This window comes from Pseudonocardia sp. TRM90224 (genome assembly GCF_021245725.1).
Taxonomy (GTDB): domain Bacteria; phylum Actinomycetota; class Actinomycetes; order Mycobacteriales; family Pseudonocardiaceae; genus Pseudonocardia.
In genome coordinates, this window is the sequence record NZ_JAJGSX010000023.1 from 1 (window position 1) to 19,789 (window position 19,789).

The 19,789-nt window shown below is 71.5% G+C and carries 29 protein-coding genes and 1 pseudogene; 10 read left to right on the forward strand and 20 right to left on the reverse strand.

The window, feature by feature from the left end; all coding sequences use genetic code 11:
- The first annotated feature begins 316 nt into the window (after nucleotides 1–316).
- A complete protein-coding gene (locus LL648_RS27170; protein ID WP_232665579.1) occupies nucleotides 317–583 on the forward strand; it encodes a DUF6158 family protein in 267 nt (88 codons plus the stop codon).
- Between the two features lie 182 nt (nucleotides 584–765).
- Entirely contained in the window at nucleotides 766–1,524 is a 759-nt protein-coding gene (locus LL648_RS27175; RefSeq protein WP_232665580.1) for a PAS and ANTAR domain-containing protein, read from the forward strand.
- A gap of 16 nt (nucleotides 1,525–1,540) precedes the next feature.
- Here LL648_RS27175 and LL648_RS27180 read toward each other — a convergent pair whose 3' ends face one another.
- Both LL648_RS27180 and LL648_RS27185 read right to left on the reverse strand, forming a co-directional pair.
- Complete coding sequence (locus tag LL648_RS27180; RefSeq protein ID WP_232665581.1) at nucleotides 1,541–2,161, reverse strand: flavodoxin family protein; 621 nt, start codon at nucleotides 2,159–2,161, stop codon at nucleotides 1,541–1,543.
- Nucleotides 2,162–2,280: 119 nt separating this feature from the next.
- Complete coding sequence (locus tag LL648_RS27185) at nucleotides 2,281–2,628, reverse strand: MmcQ/YjbR family DNA-binding protein (protein WP_232665582.1); 348 nt, start codon at nucleotides 2,626–2,628, stop codon at nucleotides 2,281–2,283.
- A 43-nt stretch (nucleotides 2,629–2,671) separates the two neighbouring features.
- On the opposite strand from LL648_RS27185, the gene LL648_RS27190 reads away from it, so the two are divergent.
- Nucleotides 2,672–3,361: an alpha/beta fold hydrolase gene (locus tag LL648_RS27190; RefSeq protein WP_232665583.1), complete on the forward strand. Its 690-nt coding sequence runs from the start codon at nucleotides 2,672–2,674 to the stop codon at nucleotides 3,359–3,361.
- A 4-nt stretch (nucleotides 3,362–3,365) separates the two neighbouring features.
- Here LL648_RS27190 and LL648_RS27195 read toward each other — a convergent pair whose 3' ends face one another.
- Nucleotides 3,366–3,728, reverse strand: a complete 363-nt coding sequence (locus tag LL648_RS27195) for a hypothetical protein (protein ID WP_232665584.1) — start codon at nucleotides 3,726–3,728, stop codon at nucleotides 3,366–3,368.
- Nucleotides 3,729–3,784: 56 nt separating this feature from the next.
- Between LL648_RS27195 and LL648_RS27200 the strand changes: the two genes are divergently transcribed.
- Nucleotides 3,785–4,177 (forward strand): helix-turn-helix transcriptional regulator, encoded by a 393-nt coding sequence (locus LL648_RS27200; protein WP_232665585.1) that lies wholly within the window; start codon nucleotides 3,785–3,787, stop codon nucleotides 4,175–4,177.
- An 88-nt stretch (nucleotides 4,178–4,265) separates the two neighbouring features.
- Here the strand turns inward: LL648_RS27200 and LL648_RS27205 are convergent, their stop codons facing one another.
- A complete protein-coding gene (locus tag LL648_RS27205; RefSeq protein ID WP_232665586.1) occupies nucleotides 4,266–5,114 on the reverse strand; it encodes an SGNH/GDSL hydrolase family protein in 849 nt (282 codons plus the stop codon).
- Between the two features lie 38 nt (nucleotides 5,115–5,152).
- Entirely contained in the window at nucleotides 5,153–5,911 is a 759-nt protein-coding gene (locus LL648_RS27210) for an SGNH/GDSL hydrolase family protein (RefSeq protein WP_232665587.1), read from the reverse strand.
- Nucleotides 5,912–6,174: 263 nt separating this feature from the next.
- Between LL648_RS27210 and LL648_RS45405 the strand changes: the two genes are divergently transcribed.
- Nucleotides 6,175–7,407, forward strand: a complete 1,233-nt coding sequence (locus LL648_RS45405) for a PucR family transcriptional regulator (RefSeq protein WP_232665588.1) — start codon at nucleotides 6,175–6,177, stop codon at nucleotides 7,405–7,407.
- Between the two features lie 53 nt (nucleotides 7,408–7,460).
- Here LL648_RS45405 and LL648_RS27220 read toward each other — a convergent pair whose 3' ends face one another.
- Complete coding sequence (locus LL648_RS27220) at nucleotides 7,461–7,688, reverse strand: hypothetical protein (RefSeq protein WP_232665717.1); 228 nt, start codon at nucleotides 7,686–7,688, stop codon at nucleotides 7,461–7,463.
- A gap of 80 nt (nucleotides 7,689–7,768) precedes the next feature.
- A pseudogene (locus tag LL648_RS45410) lies at nucleotides 7,769–7,924 on the reverse strand (TetR family transcriptional regulator); the annotation flags it as partial.
- Between the two features lie 96 nt (nucleotides 7,925–8,020).
- On the opposite strand from LL648_RS45410, the gene LL648_RS27230 reads away from it, so the two are divergent.
- A complete protein-coding gene (locus tag LL648_RS27230) occupies nucleotides 8,021–8,785 on the forward strand; it encodes an SDR family oxidoreductase (protein WP_232665589.1) in 765 nt (254 codons plus the stop codon).
- 122 nt (nucleotides 8,786–8,907) lie between these two features.
- Here the strand turns inward: LL648_RS27230 and LL648_RS27235 are convergent, their stop codons facing one another.
- Nucleotides 8,908–9,777: a carbohydrate kinase family protein gene (locus LL648_RS27235; RefSeq protein WP_232665590.1), complete on the reverse strand. Its 870-nt coding sequence runs from the start codon at nucleotides 9,775–9,777 to the stop codon at nucleotides 8,908–8,910.
- 38 nt (nucleotides 9,778–9,815) lie between these two features.
- Between LL648_RS27235 and LL648_RS27240 the strand changes: the two genes are divergently transcribed.
- Nucleotides 9,816–10,166, forward strand: coding sequence for a VOC family protein (locus LL648_RS27240; RefSeq protein ID WP_232665591.1), 351 nt, complete (start codon nucleotides 9,816–9,818; stop codon nucleotides 10,164–10,166).
- Nucleotides 10,167–10,310: 144 nt separating this feature from the next.
- Here LL648_RS27240 and LL648_RS27245 read toward each other — a convergent pair whose 3' ends face one another.
- From LL648_RS27245 to LL648_RS27295, 11 genes are all read right to left on the reverse strand, one after another.
- Nucleotides 10,311–10,598 (reverse strand): gas vesicle protein K, encoded by a 288-nt coding sequence (locus LL648_RS27245; RefSeq protein WP_232665592.1) that lies wholly within the window; start codon nucleotides 10,596–10,598, stop codon nucleotides 10,311–10,313.
- On the reverse strand, nucleotides 10,582–10,770 hold the full coding sequence (locus LL648_RS27250) for a gas vesicle protein (RefSeq protein WP_232665593.1): 189 nt from the start codon (nucleotides 10,768–10,770) through the stop codon (nucleotides 10,582–10,584). The genes LL648_RS27245 and LL648_RS27250 overlap by 17 nt, the downstream gene beginning before the upstream one ends.
- The gene (locus LL648_RS27255; protein WP_232665594.1) at nucleotides 10,767–11,519 is read right to left on the reverse strand and encodes a GvpL/GvpF family gas vesicle protein; all 753 of its coding nucleotides are present in this window, start codon (nucleotides 11,517–11,519) and stop codon (nucleotides 10,767–10,769) included. The genes LL648_RS27250 and LL648_RS27255 overlap by 4 nt, the downstream gene beginning before the upstream one ends.
- Complete coding sequence (locus LL648_RS27260; RefSeq protein ID WP_232665595.1) at nucleotides 11,512–11,838, reverse strand: gas vesicle protein; 327 nt, start codon at nucleotides 11,836–11,838, stop codon at nucleotides 11,512–11,514. The genes LL648_RS27255 and LL648_RS27260 overlap by 8 nt, the downstream gene beginning before the upstream one ends.
- Nucleotides 11,835–12,164 carry a gas vesicle protein GvpO gene (locus LL648_RS27265; protein WP_308190409.1) on the reverse strand — a complete coding sequence of 110 codons (330 nt, stop codon included), beginning with the start codon at nucleotides 12,162–12,164 and terminating at the stop codon, nucleotides 11,835–11,837. The genes LL648_RS27260 and LL648_RS27265 overlap by 4 nt, the downstream gene beginning before the upstream one ends.
- Nucleotides 12,154–12,384: a gas vesicle protein GvpG gene (locus LL648_RS27270; RefSeq protein ID WP_232665597.1), complete on the reverse strand. Its 231-nt coding sequence runs from the start codon at nucleotides 12,382–12,384 to the stop codon at nucleotides 12,154–12,156. Before LL648_RS27270 ends, LL648_RS27265 begins: the two co-directional genes overlap by 11 nt.
- Before the next feature lie 6 nt (nucleotides 12,385–12,390).
- A complete protein-coding gene (locus LL648_RS27275) occupies nucleotides 12,391–13,122 on the reverse strand; it encodes a GvpL/GvpF family gas vesicle protein (protein ID WP_232665598.1) in 732 nt (243 codons plus the stop codon).
- A complete protein-coding gene (gene gvpJ / locus LL648_RS27280) occupies nucleotides 13,119–13,577 on the reverse strand; it encodes a gas vesicle protein GvpJ (protein WP_232665599.1) in 459 nt (152 codons plus the stop codon). Before gvpJ ends, LL648_RS27275 begins: the two co-directional genes overlap by 4 nt.
- A 3-nt stretch (nucleotides 13,578–13,580) precedes the next feature.
- Entirely contained in the window at nucleotides 13,581–14,702 is a 1,122-nt protein-coding gene (locus tag LL648_RS27285) for an SRPBCC family protein (protein ID WP_232665600.1), read from the reverse strand.
- Nucleotides 14,695–15,339: a hypothetical protein gene (locus LL648_RS27290; RefSeq protein WP_232665601.1), complete on the reverse strand. Its 645-nt coding sequence runs from the start codon at nucleotides 15,337–15,339 to the stop codon at nucleotides 14,695–14,697. Before LL648_RS27290 ends, LL648_RS27285 begins: the two co-directional genes overlap by 8 nt.
- A gap of 148 nt (nucleotides 15,340–15,487) precedes the next feature.
- A complete protein-coding gene (locus tag LL648_RS27295) occupies nucleotides 15,488–16,000 on the reverse strand; it encodes a hypothetical protein (RefSeq protein ID WP_232665602.1) in 513 nt (170 codons plus the stop codon).
- Nucleotides 16,001–16,017: 17 nt separating this feature from the next.
- Here LL648_RS27295 and LL648_RS27300 point away from each other — a divergent pair, with 17 nt between their 5' ends.
- The gene (locus LL648_RS27300) at nucleotides 16,018–16,272 is read left to right on the forward strand and encodes a hypothetical protein (RefSeq protein WP_232665603.1); all 255 of its coding nucleotides are present in this window, start codon (nucleotides 16,018–16,020) and stop codon (nucleotides 16,270–16,272) included.
- Between the two features lie 115 nt (nucleotides 16,273–16,387).
- Here the strand turns inward: LL648_RS27300 and LL648_RS27305 are convergent, their stop codons facing one another.
- Nucleotides 16,388–17,269, reverse strand: a complete 882-nt coding sequence (locus LL648_RS27305; RefSeq protein WP_232665604.1) for a diacylglycerol/lipid kinase family protein — start codon at nucleotides 17,267–17,269, stop codon at nucleotides 16,388–16,390.
- 115 nt (nucleotides 17,270–17,384) lie between these two features.
- Here LL648_RS27305 and LL648_RS27310 point away from each other — a divergent pair, with 115 nt between their 5' ends.
- On the forward strand, nucleotides 17,385–18,968 hold the full coding sequence (locus LL648_RS27310; protein ID WP_232665605.1) for a molybdopterin-dependent oxidoreductase: 1,584 nt from the start codon (nucleotides 17,385–17,387) through the stop codon (nucleotides 18,966–18,968).
- Between the two features lie 112 nt (nucleotides 18,969–19,080).
- Entirely contained in the window at nucleotides 19,081–19,776 is a 696-nt protein-coding gene (locus LL648_RS27315; RefSeq protein WP_232665606.1) for a fasciclin domain-containing protein, read from the forward strand.
- The last annotated feature ends 13 nt before the right edge of the window (nucleotides 19,777–19,789 follow it).

Consider the following 19,789-nt stretch of genomic DNA (forward strand, 5'->3'; position numbering starts at 1 on the left):
CCGCCGACATCGTGTTCGGGATGCGCGCGAGCACGCTGCTCGCCGAGCGGTTCGACACCGACGTGCGCGGGCACTGGTCGCGGGGCGAGTCGTCGCTGCGCCGCCCCCTCCCGACGTCGCCGGCGCGGGCTGCCTGAGGTTCACGAGGCGGTCGGGTGGGGGCCGCCTGGAAAGCTACTTTCCCGGCCTGTGGCGCCAGGAAAGTGGCTTTCCAGGCAACGTGTGCGTCCCGCACGCATCCTGCCCACGGGCACACGGCCGAGCGGAAGGCGGGCCGAGCCGGTTCGCTCCCCTCGTTTTCGGGCACTCGCTGCACATGACCGACCAGCACGGAATCGCACCGGACGTCCTGGGCGACGACGACCTGCGCCGCGAGCTCGCCCACCTCCACGAGACGAGGCACGACACGGTGCTGGACGGGAGCGAGTCGGCGTTGGAGAGCCACACCCGCCGGATGCTGGCCCTCGAGCAGGAGTTCATCCGGCGGTTCCCGCAGGACGCTGCCCCCGATGCCGCACGCACCAGGGCCGGCAGCCGCGAGCGCGCCGGCCAGTCCTCGACCGGCCACGACCGCAGCGGCTGAATCCCGACTGAATCCCCGGCTGAATCCGAGTCCGACCCGCCGGGCCCCGGCCACCGGGATCCGCACCGCGGATGCGATCATCATTGCCGGTTGAGCAGCCAGCCGGAGGCGCACGGGTCAGGTCCAGGCCCGGGCGTCTCCGACCTGCGAATGGACCGTCGTGTGCAGGAGGACGACGGGGAATGGCGCCTGCCGAGATGGCACGCTGGCCGCACGGCCATTGGCTCTGGAACGTCTCGACCCGCTTGTGGGTCTGGAACGACCCGATGTACCGGATCTACGGGTATCGGCCGCACGACGTCGTCCCCGACGCCGAGCTGCTCCTCGCGCACACCGCGGAGCACGATCGCGCCGGTGTGCGGCGCGACCTCGCGCAGCTGCGCGACAACGGGACCGAGTTCGCCGCGGTCACCCACATCCGCCGGGCGGACGGCTCGGTGGCGCCGGTCGCGACGATCGGGCACGCGTCCCCGACGCTCGCCGAGGTCCGGGTCGGATGGGTGGTCCCACTCGACACCGGCCGGGCGGCAGTCGCCGACAACGACGCCGCCACCGGCAACGGCGACGCGACAGCCCGGCAGATCCAGAACCTCGAGGCCGCGCTCGAGAGCCGGGACGTCATCGGGCAGGCCAAGGGGGCGCTGCGGGCCAGGATGGGCATCGGCGACGCCGCCGCGTTCGACACGCTGCGCTGGATCTCGCAGAACACGAACCTGCGGCTGGCCACCGTCGCGGAACGGCTCGTCGTGCACCTCACCGATCGAACCACCGACCGAACCGATGCCACCGACGACCGGGTCCGGTTCACCCAGCTGTTCCTCGACTTCGTCGAGGACCTCCGCCAGCTGCGACCCACATCGGCCGGCGACGGCGACCCCGTCGAGCTCGGCCACCCGGGCGCGGCGGCGGACAAGGCGGACAAGGCGGACGACCGGCCGTGACGTCCGTACCCGCCGGTCAGCCGGCCGGCGGGTACGGCGCCCCGCGCAGCAGGCCGGCGAGGTGCACCGCGTTGGTCGTCATCGTCGCGATCGTCGACGCGACGGCCTCCGGGGTCTCGTCGAGATCCTTGAAGTCCGTCTTCGTCATCGCCTCGCCGTTCCAGTAGACGCCGCCGTTCGCCGGCACGGTGAAGCCGACGTCGTTGAGCCCTTGGAACAGGTCGGCGGTGATCTTGTGGGCGCCGTCCTCGTTGCCGACCACCAGCGCCAGCGCGACCTTGCCGAACGTCAGCATCCGGCCCTCGTCGTCGGTCTCGGACAGCTCGGCGTCGAGCCGTTCCAGCACCCTCTGAGCGACGCTGCTCATGTTGCCCATCCAGGTCGGCGTGGCCAGCACCAGGATGTCGGCGGCGAGCATCCGTTCCCGCACGGCCGGCCACTCGTCGCCATCGCCCATGTCCTTCTCGACGCCGGGCCGGATGTCGAGGTCGACCACCCGCTCGACGGCGACCGGCACGCCGGCCTTCTCCAGCGCCTCCCGGACCAGGTCGATCATCGCCTCGGTGCTCGACCCGCCCGGGGACGGTGTCAGCGTGCAGTTGAGGGCCAGCGCCGAGAGCTGCGTCGATGTGCTCATGCGCACGGATACCCGTCGCCGATCGATCCACACCGCGAGCCCTGGGGGAACCGTCGACAACGACGTCCTGGCTGTTCTGAAACGTTTCATGTGACCAGAACGTCGTTGTCGACGCGGACCTAGCGCTGGCGGTGGGCGTCGGTGAGGATCTCGCGGACCTCGTCCCAGTCGGGGCCGTCCGGACGCACGTCGAGGCGCATCCCGATCCAGTCGCTGCCGCCGAACCGCGGTTCGAAGAACACCTCGGGATCGGCGGCGGGCAGCTCCAGGCGCGCACCAGGTGGGGCTGCCGCCCAGAACGCGACGCTGCGCTCCTCCAGCCGGTGCTCGGCGGGATCGACGAACTTGGCGAACGAGCGCCGCCGCACGTACCAGGTCGGCGCGCCGTGCGTCACGCCCTCGGTGACCCCCGGGAGCGCCATGCAGCGCTCCCGCACCCCGGCCAGCAGCTCCGCGACCGTCGGCATCCGTCCCAACCTTCCTGTCGGTGTCCCCCGCTACGTTCCTCCGATGGCCGAGTTCGTGCTGGTTCCAGGGGTTTGGTTGGGTTCGTGGGCGTGGGGGGCGGTCGAGCCGCACCTGCGCGCCGCAGGCCATGGCGTGCACCCGTTGACGCTCTCGGGCGTCGCGGAGAAGCGCGACATCCCGGCCGGTCAGCAGACCCACGTGCAGGACATCCTCGACGCCGTCGAGAAGCCGGATCTGCACGAGGTCGTGCTGGTCGGGCACAGCTACTCGGGCATCCCGGTCGGGCAGGCCGCCGAGCGCATCGGCACCCGGCTGGCGCAGGTCGTGTTCGTCGATTCCAACGTCCCCACCGACGGGGAGTCGTTCGTCTCCGCCCCGTACGGCGGCCTCGTCGTCGAGGCGCTCACCGCGAACGGCGGCTACTGGCCCGTCCTCGACGCCGCCGAGTTCGCCGGCCACGGCCTCACCGACGCCCAGATCGCCCGGATGATCAGCCACGGCACCCCGCATCCGGGCACGTCGCTGACCGAGCCCGCCGTCGTGTCGCGTCCGCTCGGCGAGCTGCCGGCCACCTACATCAAGTGCCTGCTCGACGGGCCGGAGCCGAGCCCCGAGGTCGCTGCGCTGCTGCGCAGCGAGAGCTGGCGACTGGTCGAGATGAACACCGGCCACTGGCCCATGTTCTCCCAGCCGCGGGAGCTGGCGGAGATCCTCCTCGAGGCCGCCGGGTAGGGCGTCAGGGCAGATCCATCGGTGTCAGCACCGCGATCTGCCAGCCGTCGCGCTCGACGAGCTGGTAGCAGAACCGCTCCCGCGCCGCGCCGCCGTAGGACCACGTGACGTCGACCCAGAGGCTGCCCGGCGCCTCCGCGATCACCAGGATCCGCGGCTCGGCCGACTCGACACCCTCGTACTGCGACCACGACGCGGCGAAGAACTGCTCGGTCTGCGCCACGTCGCCGACCGCGACCGACGTCCCGGGGAAGAGGATCAGCGACGGCACCGCGTACATGCCGCCGATCGCCTTCTCGTCCCTGGCCAGCAAGGCGTCCGCGTAGGTCTTGAAGAACCTGGCCGCCGTCTCCCGTGCGTTGCTCATGCCGATGACGCTACGAGCGAAACCGGACACGCCGGTGTCGCCTTTACGATCGGGTTGTGGACCGAAGCATCCAGCTTGCCGCAGCGTCGCGCGACGGCCATCTGGCGCTGCGGCGGGTCGAGCGCCAGCAGGCACTGATCGAACGCCTGCACGCAGCGCACGGCGAGCCGATCCCGCTCGTGCTGCTGGCCGACGGGCTCGGGGTGTCGGAGCGGACGGTGGCACGCGACGTCGAGCGGTTGCGCTCGAGCGGGGTCCCGGTGCGGACACGGCAGGGGCGCGGCGGCGGGGTGCTGCTCAGCGCAACCGCGACCGACGTGACGATCGTGCTCGACCTGCCGGAGGCGGCAGCGCTGATCTCGAGCCTCGCCGTGCTCGGCCCGAGCGTCAGCCCCAGTGCGGCGTCGGCGATGCGGAAGCTCACCCGGGCATTGGGATCCGGCCAGTAGGAACATGACGATGCCGCGGCCGCCCGGAGGGGACGGGCGACCGCGGCACCGCGTTTTTCGGGCGCCGGCCGGCGTCAGGTCACCGGCGTCAGGCCCCCAGCGCCGCGCGGATCGCGTCGGCGGTGGCCCGCATGCCGTTGGCGTTGGGGTGCCCGATCGCGCCGTCCGAGCCCGCGACGACGCCGTTCACCCAGGGGTCGGCCGAGCAGGCGTGGTGGTCGGTCGAGGGCTCGTGCATGTCGACGAACGTCGCGTTCCCGTCCTGCTCGGCCGCCTTCTCCATGGCGCCGCTGAGGCCGTCCTCCACCTGCGCCATCCACGGGACGTCACCCGGCGCGACCGGCAGCGCCGCGCAGGTTCCCTCCGTGCCACCGATCCGCGGGTAGCCGACCAGCACCACCTTGGCGACGGGCGCTTTGGCGTGGATCGCGGCGATGTTGCGCAGCACCTTCGCCTGCGTCCTCTCGAGCATGCCGGGGATCTGCCAGCCCAGCGCCGCCTGGCAGGGGTTGGACAGGAAGTGCGGTCGTGCCGCGACCATGCGGCACCTCATCATCAGCCGCGCGTAGAGCATCTCGTCGTTCCCGCCGATGCTCAGCGTCACGAGCTTCGTCTCCGGCCCGATGCCCGCGACCTGGACGGGGTTCGCCCCCTGCGGGCCCTGGTCGATGTTCGCGGTTGTGGCCCCGCCGCAGCTCATGTCGGTCAGCTCCGCGCCGAGGTCGTCGGCGAGCAGGTGCGGGTAGTTCGCCCCCGACCGACCGCACAGGCCGTTGACGACGGGCGGCAAGGCCGGGCCGGACGTGAACGAGTCGCCGAGCGAGACGTACGAGTCGTATCCCGCCGCCCCCTCGGGCACCGGGGCGGCCGCCGCGCTCGTCGTCGACGCAAGTGCGACGGCAGCTCCGATCGCGAGCACCGCCGTTGTGCGTCGCATACCTGACTTCACGTGTGTCCTCCAGTTGGACATTCGATCTATCCTGCGGCCCGCAGCCGCTCGACGAGCAGTGCGGAGATACCGGACATCCCGGCATGGGTGGGGTGCCACTTCGCGGCGTCGGACGCGGAGGTCTCCGGTTCGAACCAGCGCTCTCCGGGCGGTACGCACGCCGTGTGCTCCGCGCTCGGCCCGTGGGTGTCGACGAAGGTGATGCCCCGCGCGTCGGCCTGCGCCGCCATCGCCGCGTTGAAGAGGTCGACCGGTCCTTGGACAACGGCGCCGACCCACGGCGCCACGCTCGGCGGGCACGCGCCTGCCGGCACGTACATGCCGTACCCGACGACCAGGATCTGCGCCTTTGGCGCCCGCCGGCGGATGTCGTCGAGCAGCGGACCCCACTTCGTCGCCGCGGCGTTGTCCACCGCCGCCTGCAGGCCACCGGGCTGCCACTGGCACAGGCCGGAGCACTGGACGTCGTTGGCCCCGATGGTGAGCGTCACGAGGCTCGTCTCGGCGGTCAGCTCACCCAGCTGGCGGGCAACGACATCGCCGGACTTCGCCCCCGAGCACGTGACGTCGGCGAGCGGGAGCTCGAGCGCCTGCGCCGTGAGCGCCGGATAGTTCACCTGCGACCGGCTGCACCAGTACGGCTGGCCGAGCACCTGCGGCTGCAGCACCGGCCCGGCCGCGTAGGAGTCTCCGAGAGCGACGTACCGATCGCCGGGCGCTGCGTCCGCGGCTCCCGTGAGGCAGCCAACACCGAGAGTGACGGCGATGGCTATCGCTACCGCCAACAGGGGGATCCTCGCGCGACCGGCCATGGGTGAAAGGAATATCAGTCGCACTGCGTGACGACCACCGTATGGCGCCTGGGAAGAACCTCAAAAATCGCCCGCTCTACTATGGATACGTCACAACGGGGTGACTCTCGACGCATTCCCGGCTCCCGGAATTTCAACCGCTCGGCCATCGGGTACAGCTCATCCGGCACAGCCCATCGAATGCAGCACGGATCGGCCGGCCCGTGGCACCCGAGTGGACAGAAGGAGGCGCGGACGTGCACGACCCCGACGTCGCCCCGATCGTGATCGCGGGCACGCCCGTCCACGAGGTGCTCGAGAACGAGGTCAGCGACATCGTCTCGCGGATGGTCACGCGGCACCGCGAGCTGCTCACGGACTACCGGCGACTGCCGTACGAACAGCTGCACACCGACGTCACGTCGATCAGCCAGGCGGCCGTCTCCTACTACGCGTCGTGGCTGCGTGAGGGTCGCCAGCCGACACCGGCGGAGCTGGAGCACCTCGGCAGCTCCGCCATGCGCAGGGCGGAGGAGGGCTTCCCGCTCGAGTCCGTGCTCGCCGCGTACGTCAACGGTTTCGAGCAGATCTTCCGCAAGCTCGTCGAGCCTGCGGGCCCGGACGACCTCGCGGCGGTCACGACGCTCTCGATCCGCGTGTTCGAGTTCGTCAGGCACGCGATGCAGGCCGTCACCAGCGGCTACCTCGACGGGCTCCGCCCCAAGCTGGCGCAGCAGAACAACGCCCAGCGGGACCAGTTGAGCGCGCTCCTGCGCGCCGACCGATCAGCGCACCTCATGGACCCGGCCAACGCCGGCTTCGCCTCCTACTACCTGGTGCTGTCGCTGCTGCTCGGGGCGCATCCCGACGAGAAGGAGGTCGGGGTCAACAAGGCGATCGTCGCCCGGCGGATGCTCGGACGGATCATGTCGGCGCTCTCCCAGTCGACCGACGACCAGGCGTTGATGTCGATCGGTCAGACCGGCGGGATCGTGCTGGTGCCGCTGCGGGATCCCGATGTCGACTGGGACCACTGGCGTCGGACCCTCGATGCGATGAGCGCAGCGGCCGGCGCACCGGTCACCGCGGCGGTCGCGGTGGCTGCGGCGACGGTCGTCCCCTCCGTCGCCGCCGAGGCCGCCGATGTGCTCGACGTCGTGCGCTGGTTCGGCAAGCCGCCCGGCCTCTACCGCCTCGACGACGTCCTGGTCGAGTACCAGCTCACGCGCCCAGGCGCGGCCCGCCGGCAGCTGGCGTCGGTCCTGGAGCCGCTCGACAGCTACCCGGAGCTGGTGACGACGCTCATGTCGTACGTCGATGCCGCGTTCAACCGGCGGCGGACCGCAACCGCCCTGCACGTCCACCCGAACACAGTGGACTACCGGCTGCGCCGCATCAGTGAATTGCTCGATCTCGATATCACGCAGGCGCCGGGCAGCCACCGGATCACTGCGGCACTCGCTGCGCGGCGGGCCGAGCGTCCACGATGAACACACGTATCACCATGTGAAATGAACGACTGGGATTGCCTTCTTGGCCCGGCTCAGAACCGATATCGCAGAACGGTCGTCGCTAGCATCCTGGAAAGATACGGGCGCGCAAACAGGCGGGAGGCCAGCCGACCCCCGACCGTCATGTCGGCGAGCTCGGGCGCCCGGGTCAGGAAGATCTCCTCGACGAGCTCCAGCCCGGGCATCCACCGTTCCGGCTCGCGCGGGTCGTTGAAACCGGGGTTGACCACCCCGCCCGCGATGGTCGCGAAGCCGGGCACGTGCTTGACGGTCCAGACACGGTGGTGCGGGCCCGCGCGGTCAGGGCCTGCAGCACGTGCAGGTCGCACGCGTCATGAAGGCCGTCCTTGCTGCCGAAGTGGTGGGCGATCAGGCCGACGCTCACCCCCGCGGCAGCGGCGATGGCGCGCAGCTTGGCCTCGCGGAAGCTGGCGGCGTTGCGGATCTTCGCCTTCGCGGTCAGGTCGGACTCGGCCGGGCTCGGTACTGAACGCACGTTCAGCAGGCTTTACCGCTGTTCAGCGCCTGTCACGTTCCCGTCGAGCGGTCCGTCAGGTCGGTGACGGCATCGTTCAGAGCGATCGGAGAGATCATGGGCACGTCAGTACTGGTCACCGGCGGCACCGGCACACTCGGGCGGCTCGTCGTTCCGGCGCTGCGGGCCTCGGGTTGCGAAGTGCGGGTCCTGAGCCGCAGCGGCGCGGCCGGCACGGTCGCAGGCGACCTGCTCACCGGCGACGGCGTCGAGCGCGCCGTGGCCGGCGCCGAGATCGTGGTGCACCTGGCCGGCGGCCCCAAGGGCGACGACGTCGCCACCCGCAACCTCGTCGTCGCCGCAGCGAAGGCGCAGGTCCAGCACCTCGTCTACATCTCGGTGATCGGCGCCGACGGGGTGCCGCTCGCCTGGCTGCGGTCCAAGCTGGCCGCCGAGCAGGCGATCGCGACCTCCGGCATTCCCTCGACGACGCTGCGCGCGGCGCAGTTCCACACCCTCGTGCACACCATGCTGGAGAAGCTCACGGCCCTGCCGGTCGTCCCGGTGCCCGGCGGGCTGCGGATGCAGCCGGTCGACCCGGCCGACGTCGCCGCCCGCGTCGTCGAGCTCGCCCTGGGCCGGCCGACGGGACGCGTCCCCGACATCGCGGGCCCCGTCGTCCACTCCATGGACGAGCTGGTCCGCGGGTTCCTGGCGGCACGCGGGCGGCGACGGCTCCTGCTGCCGATCCGGATGCCCGGCAAGGTCGGCCGCGCCTACCGCGCGGGCGCGAACCTCACGCTCGAGGGCGCCACCCTCGGCGAGCGGACGTGGGAGAGCTTCCTCGCGCAGCGGCAGCACGAGACCGCCCAACCGGGCTGAGCCCCTGGACGGGTCGGCAGGTTCCGCACGCAAGGGCAGGAAAGCCACTTTCCTGCCCTGTGAGGGCCGGAAAGTGGCTTTCCTGCCCTCCTCCGGTACCCCGAAGGGTTCGGCCGGTCGCCCTAGCGGGCAATGCGTGTTGCGGCGGCGGACATCGCCGAACGGATCGCGGCGTCCACTGCGCCATCCATGGGGCTCGGGTCGCCCGCCGCGATCAGCGCGACCAGCGTCCCGGCGAGGGTGTCGCCCGCCCCGGTCGTGTCGCGGGCCCGCACCTCGTCGGCCGCGACCACGACCGGCACGGCACCGGCCGGCCGGTAGTCGAGGCCACGCGCGCCGCGGGTGCGGACGAGCAGCGCGTCGGGTCGGCACAGCGACTCGTACCTGCCACCCGGCACGGAGCTGCGCAGCAGCTCCTCCTCCCCCTCGCTGAACGTGATCACCGACGACGCCGCGAGCAGCTCGCGCACGAGCTCGGGCGGCAGCGCCTCGGCGTCGTGCTTGACCGCCCAGGCCAGCCGCCCGGTCCGCGGCGCGGCGACGACCGCACGGGACACCCCCGACGGGCTCGCCGCGAGCAGCACCCAGCTCGCGTCGACGACCATGCCGAGCTGGTGCTCGTCGAGACCGTCCGCGGCGGCGTCGCCCTTCGCGTAGAGGCAGTAGGAGCGCCCGGACGGCTCGTAGAGCAGGTAGGCGTGCGGCGAGACGCTGCCACCGAGCCGCACCCCGGAAGTGTCGACGCCCTCCGCGACGAGCAGGTCGAGCCACCGCCGCCCCAGCTCGTCCGCGGCCAACCACGAGATCACACCGACCCGCGCCGACCCGGTGGCCGCGGCGGCCCGAGCCAGGTGCGCCACCCCGCCCGGCGCCGGCCACGGCTCGCTGAGGCGCTCCCTGATGTGCGTCGTCGCCTCGGCGCCGCGGAACTCGTCGATCCGCATCGCGTGGTCGAGGCTCGCGTACCCGACGGTCACGACGCTGGGGATCATGCCGCCACGGTAGGAGCTGCGGTGAGTAGGTTGGCGTGATGCGCGTCACTCGCATCTCGGCCAACCTGCCCGTCGACGACATCGCGTCGGCACGCTCCTTCTACACCGACTACCTGGGCCTCGACGTCGGCTTCGACCTCGGCTGGGTCGCGAACTTCCACCCGCCGGGCAACTCCGCCACCGCCGTCCAGCTGGTGACGGGCGACGCCTCGGCGCCCGTCGACTCCAACATCTCCGTGGGCGTCAGCGACGTCGAGGAGGCGTACCGCCTCGCCGTCGAGCGCGGCTACGAGGTCGTCCACCCGCTGACCACGGAACCGTGGGGCCCCACCCGCTTCTTCGTCCGCGCGCCGGGCGGGGAGGTCGTCAACGTGGTGGGCCACGACTGACCGGCGACCGGCCGGGCCGCAGGGAGCGAGGGGGTTGCCAGGAAAGTGGCTTTCCTGGCCTGTCGCGCCAGGAAAGTGGCTTTCCTGGCCTGTCGCGCCAGGAAAGTGGCTTTCCTGGCAACGCGTGCGGGACGCACGCATCGGCTAGTCCGGCGTTCCCAGCAGCTTCCCTAGCGGTCCGAGGTCGATGTCGAGGTCCTCGGGGCGCAGGCCGAAGTGCTCGCGCAGCTCGGCCATCGCCTCCTCCAGCCGCATGAGGCCCAGCCCCAGCCGTTCCACGGTCTCGTCGTCGAGCGTGCCTGCGTCGACGCGGCGCAGCGCCTGCCGTTCCATCAGCTGCCGGATCAGCTCGACGATCGTGAGGACGAGCCGGCCGAGGTCGCGCGCCACCGAGTCGGGGTCGGCGTCGATCCGCTCAGGAAGGGTCGGCATGCGGCTCCTCCAGCGTCGCGACGGCGCTGATCAGCGCGCGCAGCGAGACGGTCACCAGTTCGACGTCGGCCAGCGAGATCGTGATGTCGCCGGTGATGACGACGCCGCCCGCGAGCAGCCGGTCGAGCAGGTCGACGAGCGCGATGTCGTCCTGCCGTGCCGGGGCGTTCACGCGTCCCCCTCCAGCGTCGCGAACGAGTAGGCGGCCCACGGACCGGTCAGTTCGAACCGCACGAGGTCCTGTGCAGCTTCAGCGACGGTTCGGCGGACCGCGTCGTCACCCGCCTCCACCAGGTAGGCGGCGTTGAGCACCATCTCCTCACGCCGCCCGCTGAGCCGCGGGTCCTGCGGCGGGTACACCCGGCTCGCCACAGCGAGCCCGGCCAGCCGCTCGTGCATCCGCTGGGCAGCCGCCACCGCGTCGGCCCGCCCGTTCTCGGCGTGCACCCGTTGCGCCCGGCGGCGCAGCAGGTAGGACGTGCCGGGGCGGGCGGCGTCGGGCGCCGGCTCGGCCACGGGTGCGGGCGACGCCACCGCGTAGGCCTTCACACCCCATTCGACCTTGCCGCGGATCCGGTCCAGCGCTGCCTCGAAGGCCGCCGCCCGCTCGCGCAGGAGCGCACGCACGCCGTCCTCGTCGCGGTAGATCGTGGCCATCCGCAGCGGCGCCACGGGGTTCTCCGCCGCGAGCGCGGCGACGACGGAGTCGTGCGCGCGGGCCGTCCCTTCCAGCCAGCGCAGGTCCTCCACGCTCTGCTGGAGCGCGTCCTCGCCGAAGCGGTCGGCGTCGACGGCCCCGACGGCCGCGGCGAGCGGGCCTTCCACCACGATCCGGACCGCGGCACCGTCCACCCCGGTCAGCTCGGGAACCATGAGCGCGGCGTCGCCGACCGCGTAGACGTACACGAGCGGCTCACCCATCCTTCGCCGCTCCCGCTTCCAGCTCGCCGATGCGGGCGCGCAGCCGCCGGTTCTCCTCGGTGACGTCACGCTGGCCGGAGCTGAGCGTCGGGTCGTGCTCCCACCAGTCGATGCCCATCTCCCGCGCCTTGTCGACGGACGCGACGAGCAGCCTGATCTTGATCGTCAGCAGTTCGATGTCGAGCAGGTTGACCCGGATGTCGCCGGCGATCACGATCCCCTTGTCGAGCACCCGTTCCAGGATGTCGGCCAGGTTCGTCGACTCCTGGCGGTGCCCGGGCGGCTGCGGTCGTCCCGGCACGGGCAGGCCCGCGGTCATCGGCGGTCCCCCGATCCGTTCGGTCCGGACATCCGGCCGCGCGGGTAGCGCGCGTTGCGGCGGTAGGACATCAGCTCTCCGTCGGGTTCGAGGCGCACCTCGTAGGTTGCGAGGATGTCGGCGGAGTCGGGGATCCGGTGGGTCTCGACGACCTCGACGCCCACCAGCCAGCCCTCGTCGCACGGCTCGACCGAGATCACGCTCTCCGGGTCGCGCCCGGTGAGCGCCGCGACCTCAGCCGCCGCTGTGCGTGCCGCCTCGGCCGCCGACCTCATGCGGCGACGCCGGGGGCGACGGGCAGGCGCCCGCTGCTGTTCATCGGGCACGGCGGGTCCGGCCGTCCATCAGCCGTTGCAGCAGCTCGTTCTCCATGGTGGTGGCCTCCTCCTCGGAGAGCTCCCCCGCGCGGCGTGCCGCGTCGACCCGCTCCAGCTGGTCGCGGATCCGGGCGGGGTCGTAGAACTGCTCCTCCGCCTGGTCGCGGATCTGCTCCGCGAGCCAGACGACCCCGCGCACCGGCGCGAGCAGGCCCGACAGGAGCCCCATCGCCGATCACTCCGCCGGTGCGAAGTCGTAGGGCGCGAGCGGGCCGAGCAGGCGCAACCGCAGCCGTCCGGCGTGCTCGCGGCCGACGTCCTCGGTCGCGGCGTCGAACGCCGCCATCCGGTCGCGCTCGACGAGGAACGCCGCGTTCACCACCTCGTCGGGGCTCGTCGGCTGGTGCGCCGCCACCCGCACGGCAAGCGGCTCGAGCTTCGCGAACACCTGCGCGGCTTCGCCCTCGCGGCGCCGCTCCATCGCCGCGACGATGAGCTCGCCGAGCCGGACGCGGTCGTAGTAGGAGGCGTCCTCCGGCATCTCGCGCACGCGTTCCTGCAGGTCGCGGATCTCCGAGTCGTTCTCGACGATCTCGCGGAGCACGACGTCCTGCTCGTAGCGGGCCCGCAGCGTGAACTGCACCCGGCCTTCCAGGTCGGCGAGCGCCGATGCGAAGAACTCCTCGTTCGGGCCGAGCAGCTCGTCCACGACGCCTTGCTCCTCGACGACTGCGGGGAACCGCATGGGCAGCACCGCCGTCTTCGCCGCGAGCGTGTCGAGCACGGTCTCGTGCGCGATCAGGTCGTCGCGGGTGCCCAGCGGCCGGTCGGCGGGGACGTCGCCGACCACCGCGGCGACCCGGCCGTGCTCGATCGTCGTGACCTGCCCCGACGGGCCGAGACCTGCCAGCCCTTCCGGGATCGCGGCGCCGGCGGCGACAAGACCGTAGACGTACCTCGGGCTCATTCGTCACTCTCCGAACGCTCCGCGCGGGCGCGCTGCCGCGGGCGCCTGCGCGGCGCCTCCTCACCGTCGTCCCGCGAGCTGCGGGAACTGCGGCGCGAGGTGAGCACGTCCTCGACCTTGTCCACCGCGGCGTCGAGAACGCCCGCGGACTTGCCTTTCGCCCCGCCCTCGGTGACGCCTTCGACCAGCTCGGGCAGGTCCTTGCCGCCCTTGCCCTTGCCGTAGAGGTCGAGCCGGTTGGTCGCTTCCGCGAAGCGGAGGAACGTGTCGACGCTCGCCACGACGATCCGCGCGTCGATGGTCAGGATCTCGATCCCGACCAGCGACACCCGCACGAACACGTCGATGACGAGGCCCTTGTCCAGGATCAGCTCGACGACGTCGGCGAGGCTGCCCGAGCCACCGCCGCGTTCCACGTACCCGCCGCCGCCTTGACGTTGAGTTGCCACGGTCATCGGTCAGCGCCTCCCGTCCGAGTCGGCTGCGACCAGGTCGTCCTCGTCGTCGTACTCGTCCTGCTCGTCGGGCTCGTCCGCATACTCCTCATCGGCCTCGTCATCGATCTCGTCGTCGGCTGCGTCATCGGCTGCGTACTCGTCGTCGTCGACGTTCTCGTCGTCCACGTTCTCGTCGTCCACGTTTTCGTCGTCTGCGTACTCGTCGTCTGCGTACTCGTCGGCCTCGTCGGCAGCCGTGTCGTCGCCGTCCTCGGCTCCGGCACGTTCTTCCTCGTCGAGGGCTTCCTCGTGCGTCACGACGACCTCGCCGTCGCGGATCTCACCGCGCCAGCCCTCGATCTCGTCCTGCTGCAGGATCGCGCTGGTCATCGCGTGCCGGCGGAAGTGCTGGAACTCCAGCCGGGCCCGCCTGCCCTGCGCGCGCCAGAGGTTGCCGGTGCGCTCGAACAGGCCCTTCGGCCAGTACTCGAGCACGAGGATCACCCTGGTCAGGTTCGTGCCGAGCTCGGTGAAGCTGACAACGCCGTCGACGTGGCCCTTCGCACCCTTCGACTTCCACACGATGTGCGAATCGGGCACCTGCTCGACGATGGTCGCCTCCCACGTGCGGTGCGACCAGAGCACCTGCGCCTTCCAGTTCGTCTTCTCGTCCGACTCCTGGTCGACGGTCTCGACCTTCTTCATGAACGACGGGAAGTCGCCGAACTGGGTCCACAGGTCGTACGTGGTGCGCAGGGGGAGCCCGATGTCGAGGTCCTCCGAGATCACCGTGACCTTCAGCTTCTTGCCCGAACCTCCGCTGCCGCCGAGCGCACCCTTGACGGTCTCGGCGAGCCCGCCGACAGCCGACCCGATCGCCGAGCCGATCCCGCCGCCCCCGACGCCGTTGTTCGAGTCGCCGTTCTTCGAGTCGCCGTTCTTGGAGCTGATGCCGAGTGCGTCGCCGAGGCCGCTGCCTCCGTTGTCGGCGACGTCGGTGAGCCGATCGGCGAGATCGGCCACCTTGTCCGTCGCGACCTGCGCCGCGTGCTTCGCCAGCAGGCCCACGAGCCGCGTCCCGGCGTCCTTGAACGCCTCGCTGGGGCTGCCCACCTTCTCCACGACCTCCTTCGCGTCAGCCATCGCTCGTGCTCCGTCGCGTCCGGGTGCGGCGGCCGTTGGTGGCGGCCGACTTCGTCGCGCCGGCCGTCTTCGAGGCCGTCTTGGATGCCGCCTTCTGGGCCGTCTTCGGGGCCGCGCTGCGCGTCCGGCTGGCAGGTGTGCTCCGCTTGGTGGCCGTCGAGCCGCTGGTCTTGCGCTGGCTGGTGCCGCGGGTCGAGGTGCGGGACCGGGGTGCGTCCCCGTCGTCGCCGCTGTCGTCGGCAGCGTCGTCGGCAGCGTCGTCCTCCTCCGCCGGTTCGTCACCGCGCTCGTCGGTCTCGTCCTCCGGCGGCGCCTCGTCGTCCGACGTCTTCGTGTCCTTCTGGCGGCCGAGGTCACCGATCGACTCGACGCGCTTGCTCACGCGGTCGGTCAGCGACTCCACCTGGCGCGCGGCCACGGCCAGCGCCGCCGCCTTGCCGGCCTCGACCAACCTGCCGCGGACCTCGCCGGTGAGCTTGCTCAGCTCGGGCGACGAGCTCAGCAGCGAGGTTCCTTTCGCGATCAGCTCACCGGGCCCGCCGGCCCGTCGCCCGGCGACCATTCCGCCGAGCATCAGGGCGAGCTTCATCTTCTTCGTCCGCCCGAGGAAATAGCCGCCGGCAACGCCGAGGGCCACCCTGGCTCCACATTTCACTGAAACTCCTCACATCGGGGATCCGTTGGGCTACCCGGTGCGGTAGATCAGCATCGCCCGGAAGGCGTATTTACGTCATTCATCGCAACGCGGGCCGGCGGATGCAGAGCAGATGGGGTCGAATGGAGTATCAGCTCCGTGCCACGGCAACAACGGCGAGCACGATCAGCGCAAGCAGCACGAGCACGACGGTCACCGGCAGCAGCAACAGGGCCAGTACCAGCACGGCGATCAACGCGACGCGGCCGGCCGGGCTCAACGCCGAGACGGCGCCGCGCACCGCACCCCAGACCGTGCTGTGCCCGCCGATCGCGGCCCGCACACCGCCCAGAACGGCATTCACCGATATCCCGCCTCGCGCCGAGACGCCGTCCAGGAATCGGGCGAAACGCTCGATCCCGTCGAGCGCGAGCCCGAAAGCTTTGTCCAGCAGGGCGGCGAGCAGATCGCGAAGATCGGCGACCAACCGGTCCTGCGCGGTTACTGCCCCTGATTCCCGGGCGGCGGTTTCACTGGCTGCAGGCATCGCATTCCGTCCTTCGTCGACTTCTCGGCCTGCACAGCGTTCCCGCTCCGGGCCCGGCCAACCCGTCGCCGCGGAGTTCCGGTGGTCGCACCCCGGCTGGCCTGCGACGACACCCATCCCACATACTCGAACGCGTGTTCGACACCCTGGATGAAGCGGTTGAGGCGTTCCGCGCTGCCGGCGCGGAGAACCGGCGGGCGCACGCGCAGCGCGACTACGTGGAGATGCGCGCGGCGTCGGATCGCATCAGAGCGGTCTCGGCGTTCCTGCGCAGCCGCGGGCGCGCCGACCTGATCCAGCCGCTGACCATGGAGTGGGTCACCCGCGGTCGCGACCACGAGGAGCACGAGCGCCACCGCAAGGAGGTCGAGCGACTGCTCCGCGGCTAGACGGGATACGTGCGTTGCGCACGCGAAGGCAGGAAAGCCACTTTCCGGCCCTCACAGGGCAGGAAAGTGGCTTTCCTGCCCTGCCCAATCCCCGGACGACCTCTCATCTGGCGGTTCAGCCGACGGTCTCCAGGGCGCGGGTGGCGATGTCCACCCGCACCGGGGTGCCGGCCTCCAGGGTCACGAGCTCGCCGTCGAGCTGTGCCGGAGTGGGCTTGAGCGTGGTGAAGGCGTAGTGCTCCGCTGTGGGTTGCGGGCCGAGCCCGCGGGTCGCGGCCTTGATCGCGACGCCGAGGATGCGCCACTTAGCGGTGTGCGGGAGCGTGATCACCTCGAAGCGGCCGTCGTCGGGGGCGCCGTCGTCGCTCAGCGTCGCGTACTTCGCCATCTCCGCGATGTTGGCGAAGAGGAGGCTGTCGAAGCTGCTGCGCGAGCCGTCCTCCAGCTCGATCGTGAACGGCCGGAACCGGGCGAACGTCCGAACCACCGAGATGATCTCCCGGAACGACCCCTTGCCGCCCTTCTCCAGGTCGGTCGCCACCACGGGGGTGAGCCCCATGCCGATGTAGGAGTGCGCGTACCGGGCCGGCTCGTCGCCGATCGTCAGGCGCAGCAGGTCGATCCGGCGGGTCTCGCCGGCCATGATCGCCTCGACGAGCGGGCGTTCGGCGGTCACCCTGCGGTGGTCGTTGGCGTTGCCGGCGGCCTTCACCGCGCAGACGGCCTTGTCGTTGCCCGAGCGCATCACGCCGTCGACGACCTCGTTGTAGCCGCCGTCGCCGCTGACGGAGATGATCAGGGGCCGGCCACCCTCCCCCGCCGCGTCCTGCGCGAGCTCGCGGGCGTGGCCGGCGTGCTCGGTCGGGCTCATCCGGACCGGGACGTCCGGCAGCCGCTCCGCGAGCTCCGCGCGCAGCTCCTCGGCCAGGCGCGGGGCATCGCCCGTGCTGTTCGGGTTGAAGATCAGCACGATCCGGTCGAATGCGGCATCGCTCATGGGCCCGTGATACCCGATCGCACCACCCCGCCTAACGGTGACGCGCGTCGCACGGCCGAGCTGTTACCCGAGAAGAGCGGCCGAACCGTTCGCGCCTCCCCGCCGAAGGCTGCGTGTGACCACCACCGCGGCACCCGCCCAGCAGCCCGTCGCCACGGCCCGCATCCCGCGGACCGTCCGCGCACTGATCGGCCTGCTCGCCGCCACGGCCGCGATCGGCAGCGGGCAGCTGGTTGCCGCGCTCGTCGCGCCGGCGTCGGCGCCGTTCTTCGCCGTGGCCGACACGGTGATCCGGCTGTCCCCGCCGTGGCTCACCGAGTTCGGCAAGTCGCTGGGCCCGGTGCTGGACAAGCTGTTGCTGCAGGTCGGAGTGGCCGTCGCGGTTGCGGCGGTGGCCGCGCTGGCCGGCATCGTGTCCCGCCGGGGTCCCGGGCCCGGCCTGGCGATCATCGGCGGGCTGGGGCTGGCCGGGCTCGCGGCCGTGGTCGCGGCGCCGGCGTTCGGCCTCGCCGACCTGGTCGCGCCGATCGTCGCGGCCGCCGTCGGGCTCGCGGTGTTCGCTCTGCTGCACGGGCTCGCGCGTACCGCTCGGGCGGGGAGGCCCACCGGTGCGGGCGTCCCGCGGCGGGCGCTGCTGATCGGCGCATCGGCCGCGGTCGGGGCCGTATCGCTCGGGGCGTGGACGGGTGGCCTGCTGCTCGCCGGCGGCACCGGGATCGAGGACTCGCGGCGCGCGCTCACCGCCCGGCTGGCCGCCGCACGGCTCACCGAGCGCGCCCCCGCGATCCCCGACGGCGCCGCGTTCCCCGAGCTGGGCACCCCGACGTTCCTCACCCCGAACCCGGCCTTCTACCGCATCGACACCGCATTGCGGATCCCGAGCACCACCGCGGCGGCGTGGCGGATGCGGGTGCACGGCATGGTCGAGCGCGAGCTGACGCTGACGGTGGACGACCTGCTCGCCCGCCCGCTCGTCGAGCGCACCGTGACGATGACCTGCGTGTCCAACCCGGTGGGCGGCGACCTGGTCTCCACCGCGAACTTCGTCGGTGTCGACCTGCGCGAGATCTTCCTCGACGCCGGCGTGCGCCCCGGCGCCGACCAGGTCTTCAGCACCAGCCTCGACGGCTGGTACACCGGCACCCCGACCGACGTCGTCATGGAACCGGACCGCGGCGCGATGCTCGCGCTCGGCATGAACGGCGAGGCGCTGCCACCCGAGCACGGATTTCCGGTGCGGATGCTGGTGCCCGGCCTTTACGGTTTCGTCTCCGCCACAAAATGGCTCGCCGACATCGAGCTGACGACCTTCGGCGCCAAGCAAGGCTACTGGCTGGAACGCCGATGGGCGCAGCGCGCGCCGATCAAGACGCAGTGCCGGATCGATTTTCCACGCGGCTTTGCCACGGTTGCCGCCGGCCGCGTCATGGTCGCCGGGATCGCGTGGGCGCAGCCGTCCGGGATCTCCCGCGTCGAGGTGCGGATGGACGGCTCGCCGTGGCGTGAAGCGACGCTGTCCACCGAGGTCAACGGCCGGACGTGGCGCATGTGGAAGGCCGAGTTCGACCTTTCCCCCGGCAACCACACCGTACAGACGCGGGCCACCGACATGGCCGGCACCACCCAGCCCGAAACGCGCGCCGAACCCATTCCCGACGGCGCGAGCGGCTGGCCGGCGACCATCTTCACCGCCGCCTGACCCACCGTTTTCAAAACGTTACCCGGAATCGTCGAACCGAACTCCACGTCCCGACCGAATGCCGGGCAGACGTCCGGAAAGCCACCGGACGACAACCGAGGGAGAACATCTCATGCGCTCGTCCATCCGTTTCGCGGCAATCGGCGCGATGGCCGCTCTGACCGTCTCGCTCGCCGCTTGTGGCGGCACCGCCGACACCGCAGCGCCGGCCCCGGCGCCGGCGCCGGCGCCGTCGATGTCGACGCCCGGCCCCTCGTCCGCTGCCGCTGCCCCGGCGAGCGACGGCGTTACGACCAACTCCGACGTGTTCGGCCCGGCGTGCGGCCAGCTCCCGCAGGGCGACGCGCCCGGCGGGCTGAACGCGATGGGCCCGATGCCCGTCGCCAGCGCGGCCTCGACGAACCCGCTGCTGACGACGCTGGTCACAGCCGTAGGCAAGGTCCCGGGCCTCGCCGACACGCTCAACCAGCAGAAGGCGATCACCGTCTTCGCCCCCTACAACGGCGCCTTCGACGAGGTCAAGAAGGCCGTCGGCGACAAGGCCTTCACGTCGCTGCTCGCCGACCAGAAGCAGCTCGGCGGGCTGCTGTCCTACCACGTGGTGCCGAAGCGCTACGACGCGGAAGGCCTCGTCGCAGCCAAGAAGACGACCGAGCTGGCCGGCGGCGACCTCACCATCGGCGGCACCGCCGACGCCCCCACCGTCACCGACGGCATGGGCAACACCGCGAAGATCCTCTGCGGCAACATCCCGACGTCGAACGCCACCGTCTTCGTGATCGACAAGGTCCTCATGCCGAAGGGCTGACCAACTTCCCCAC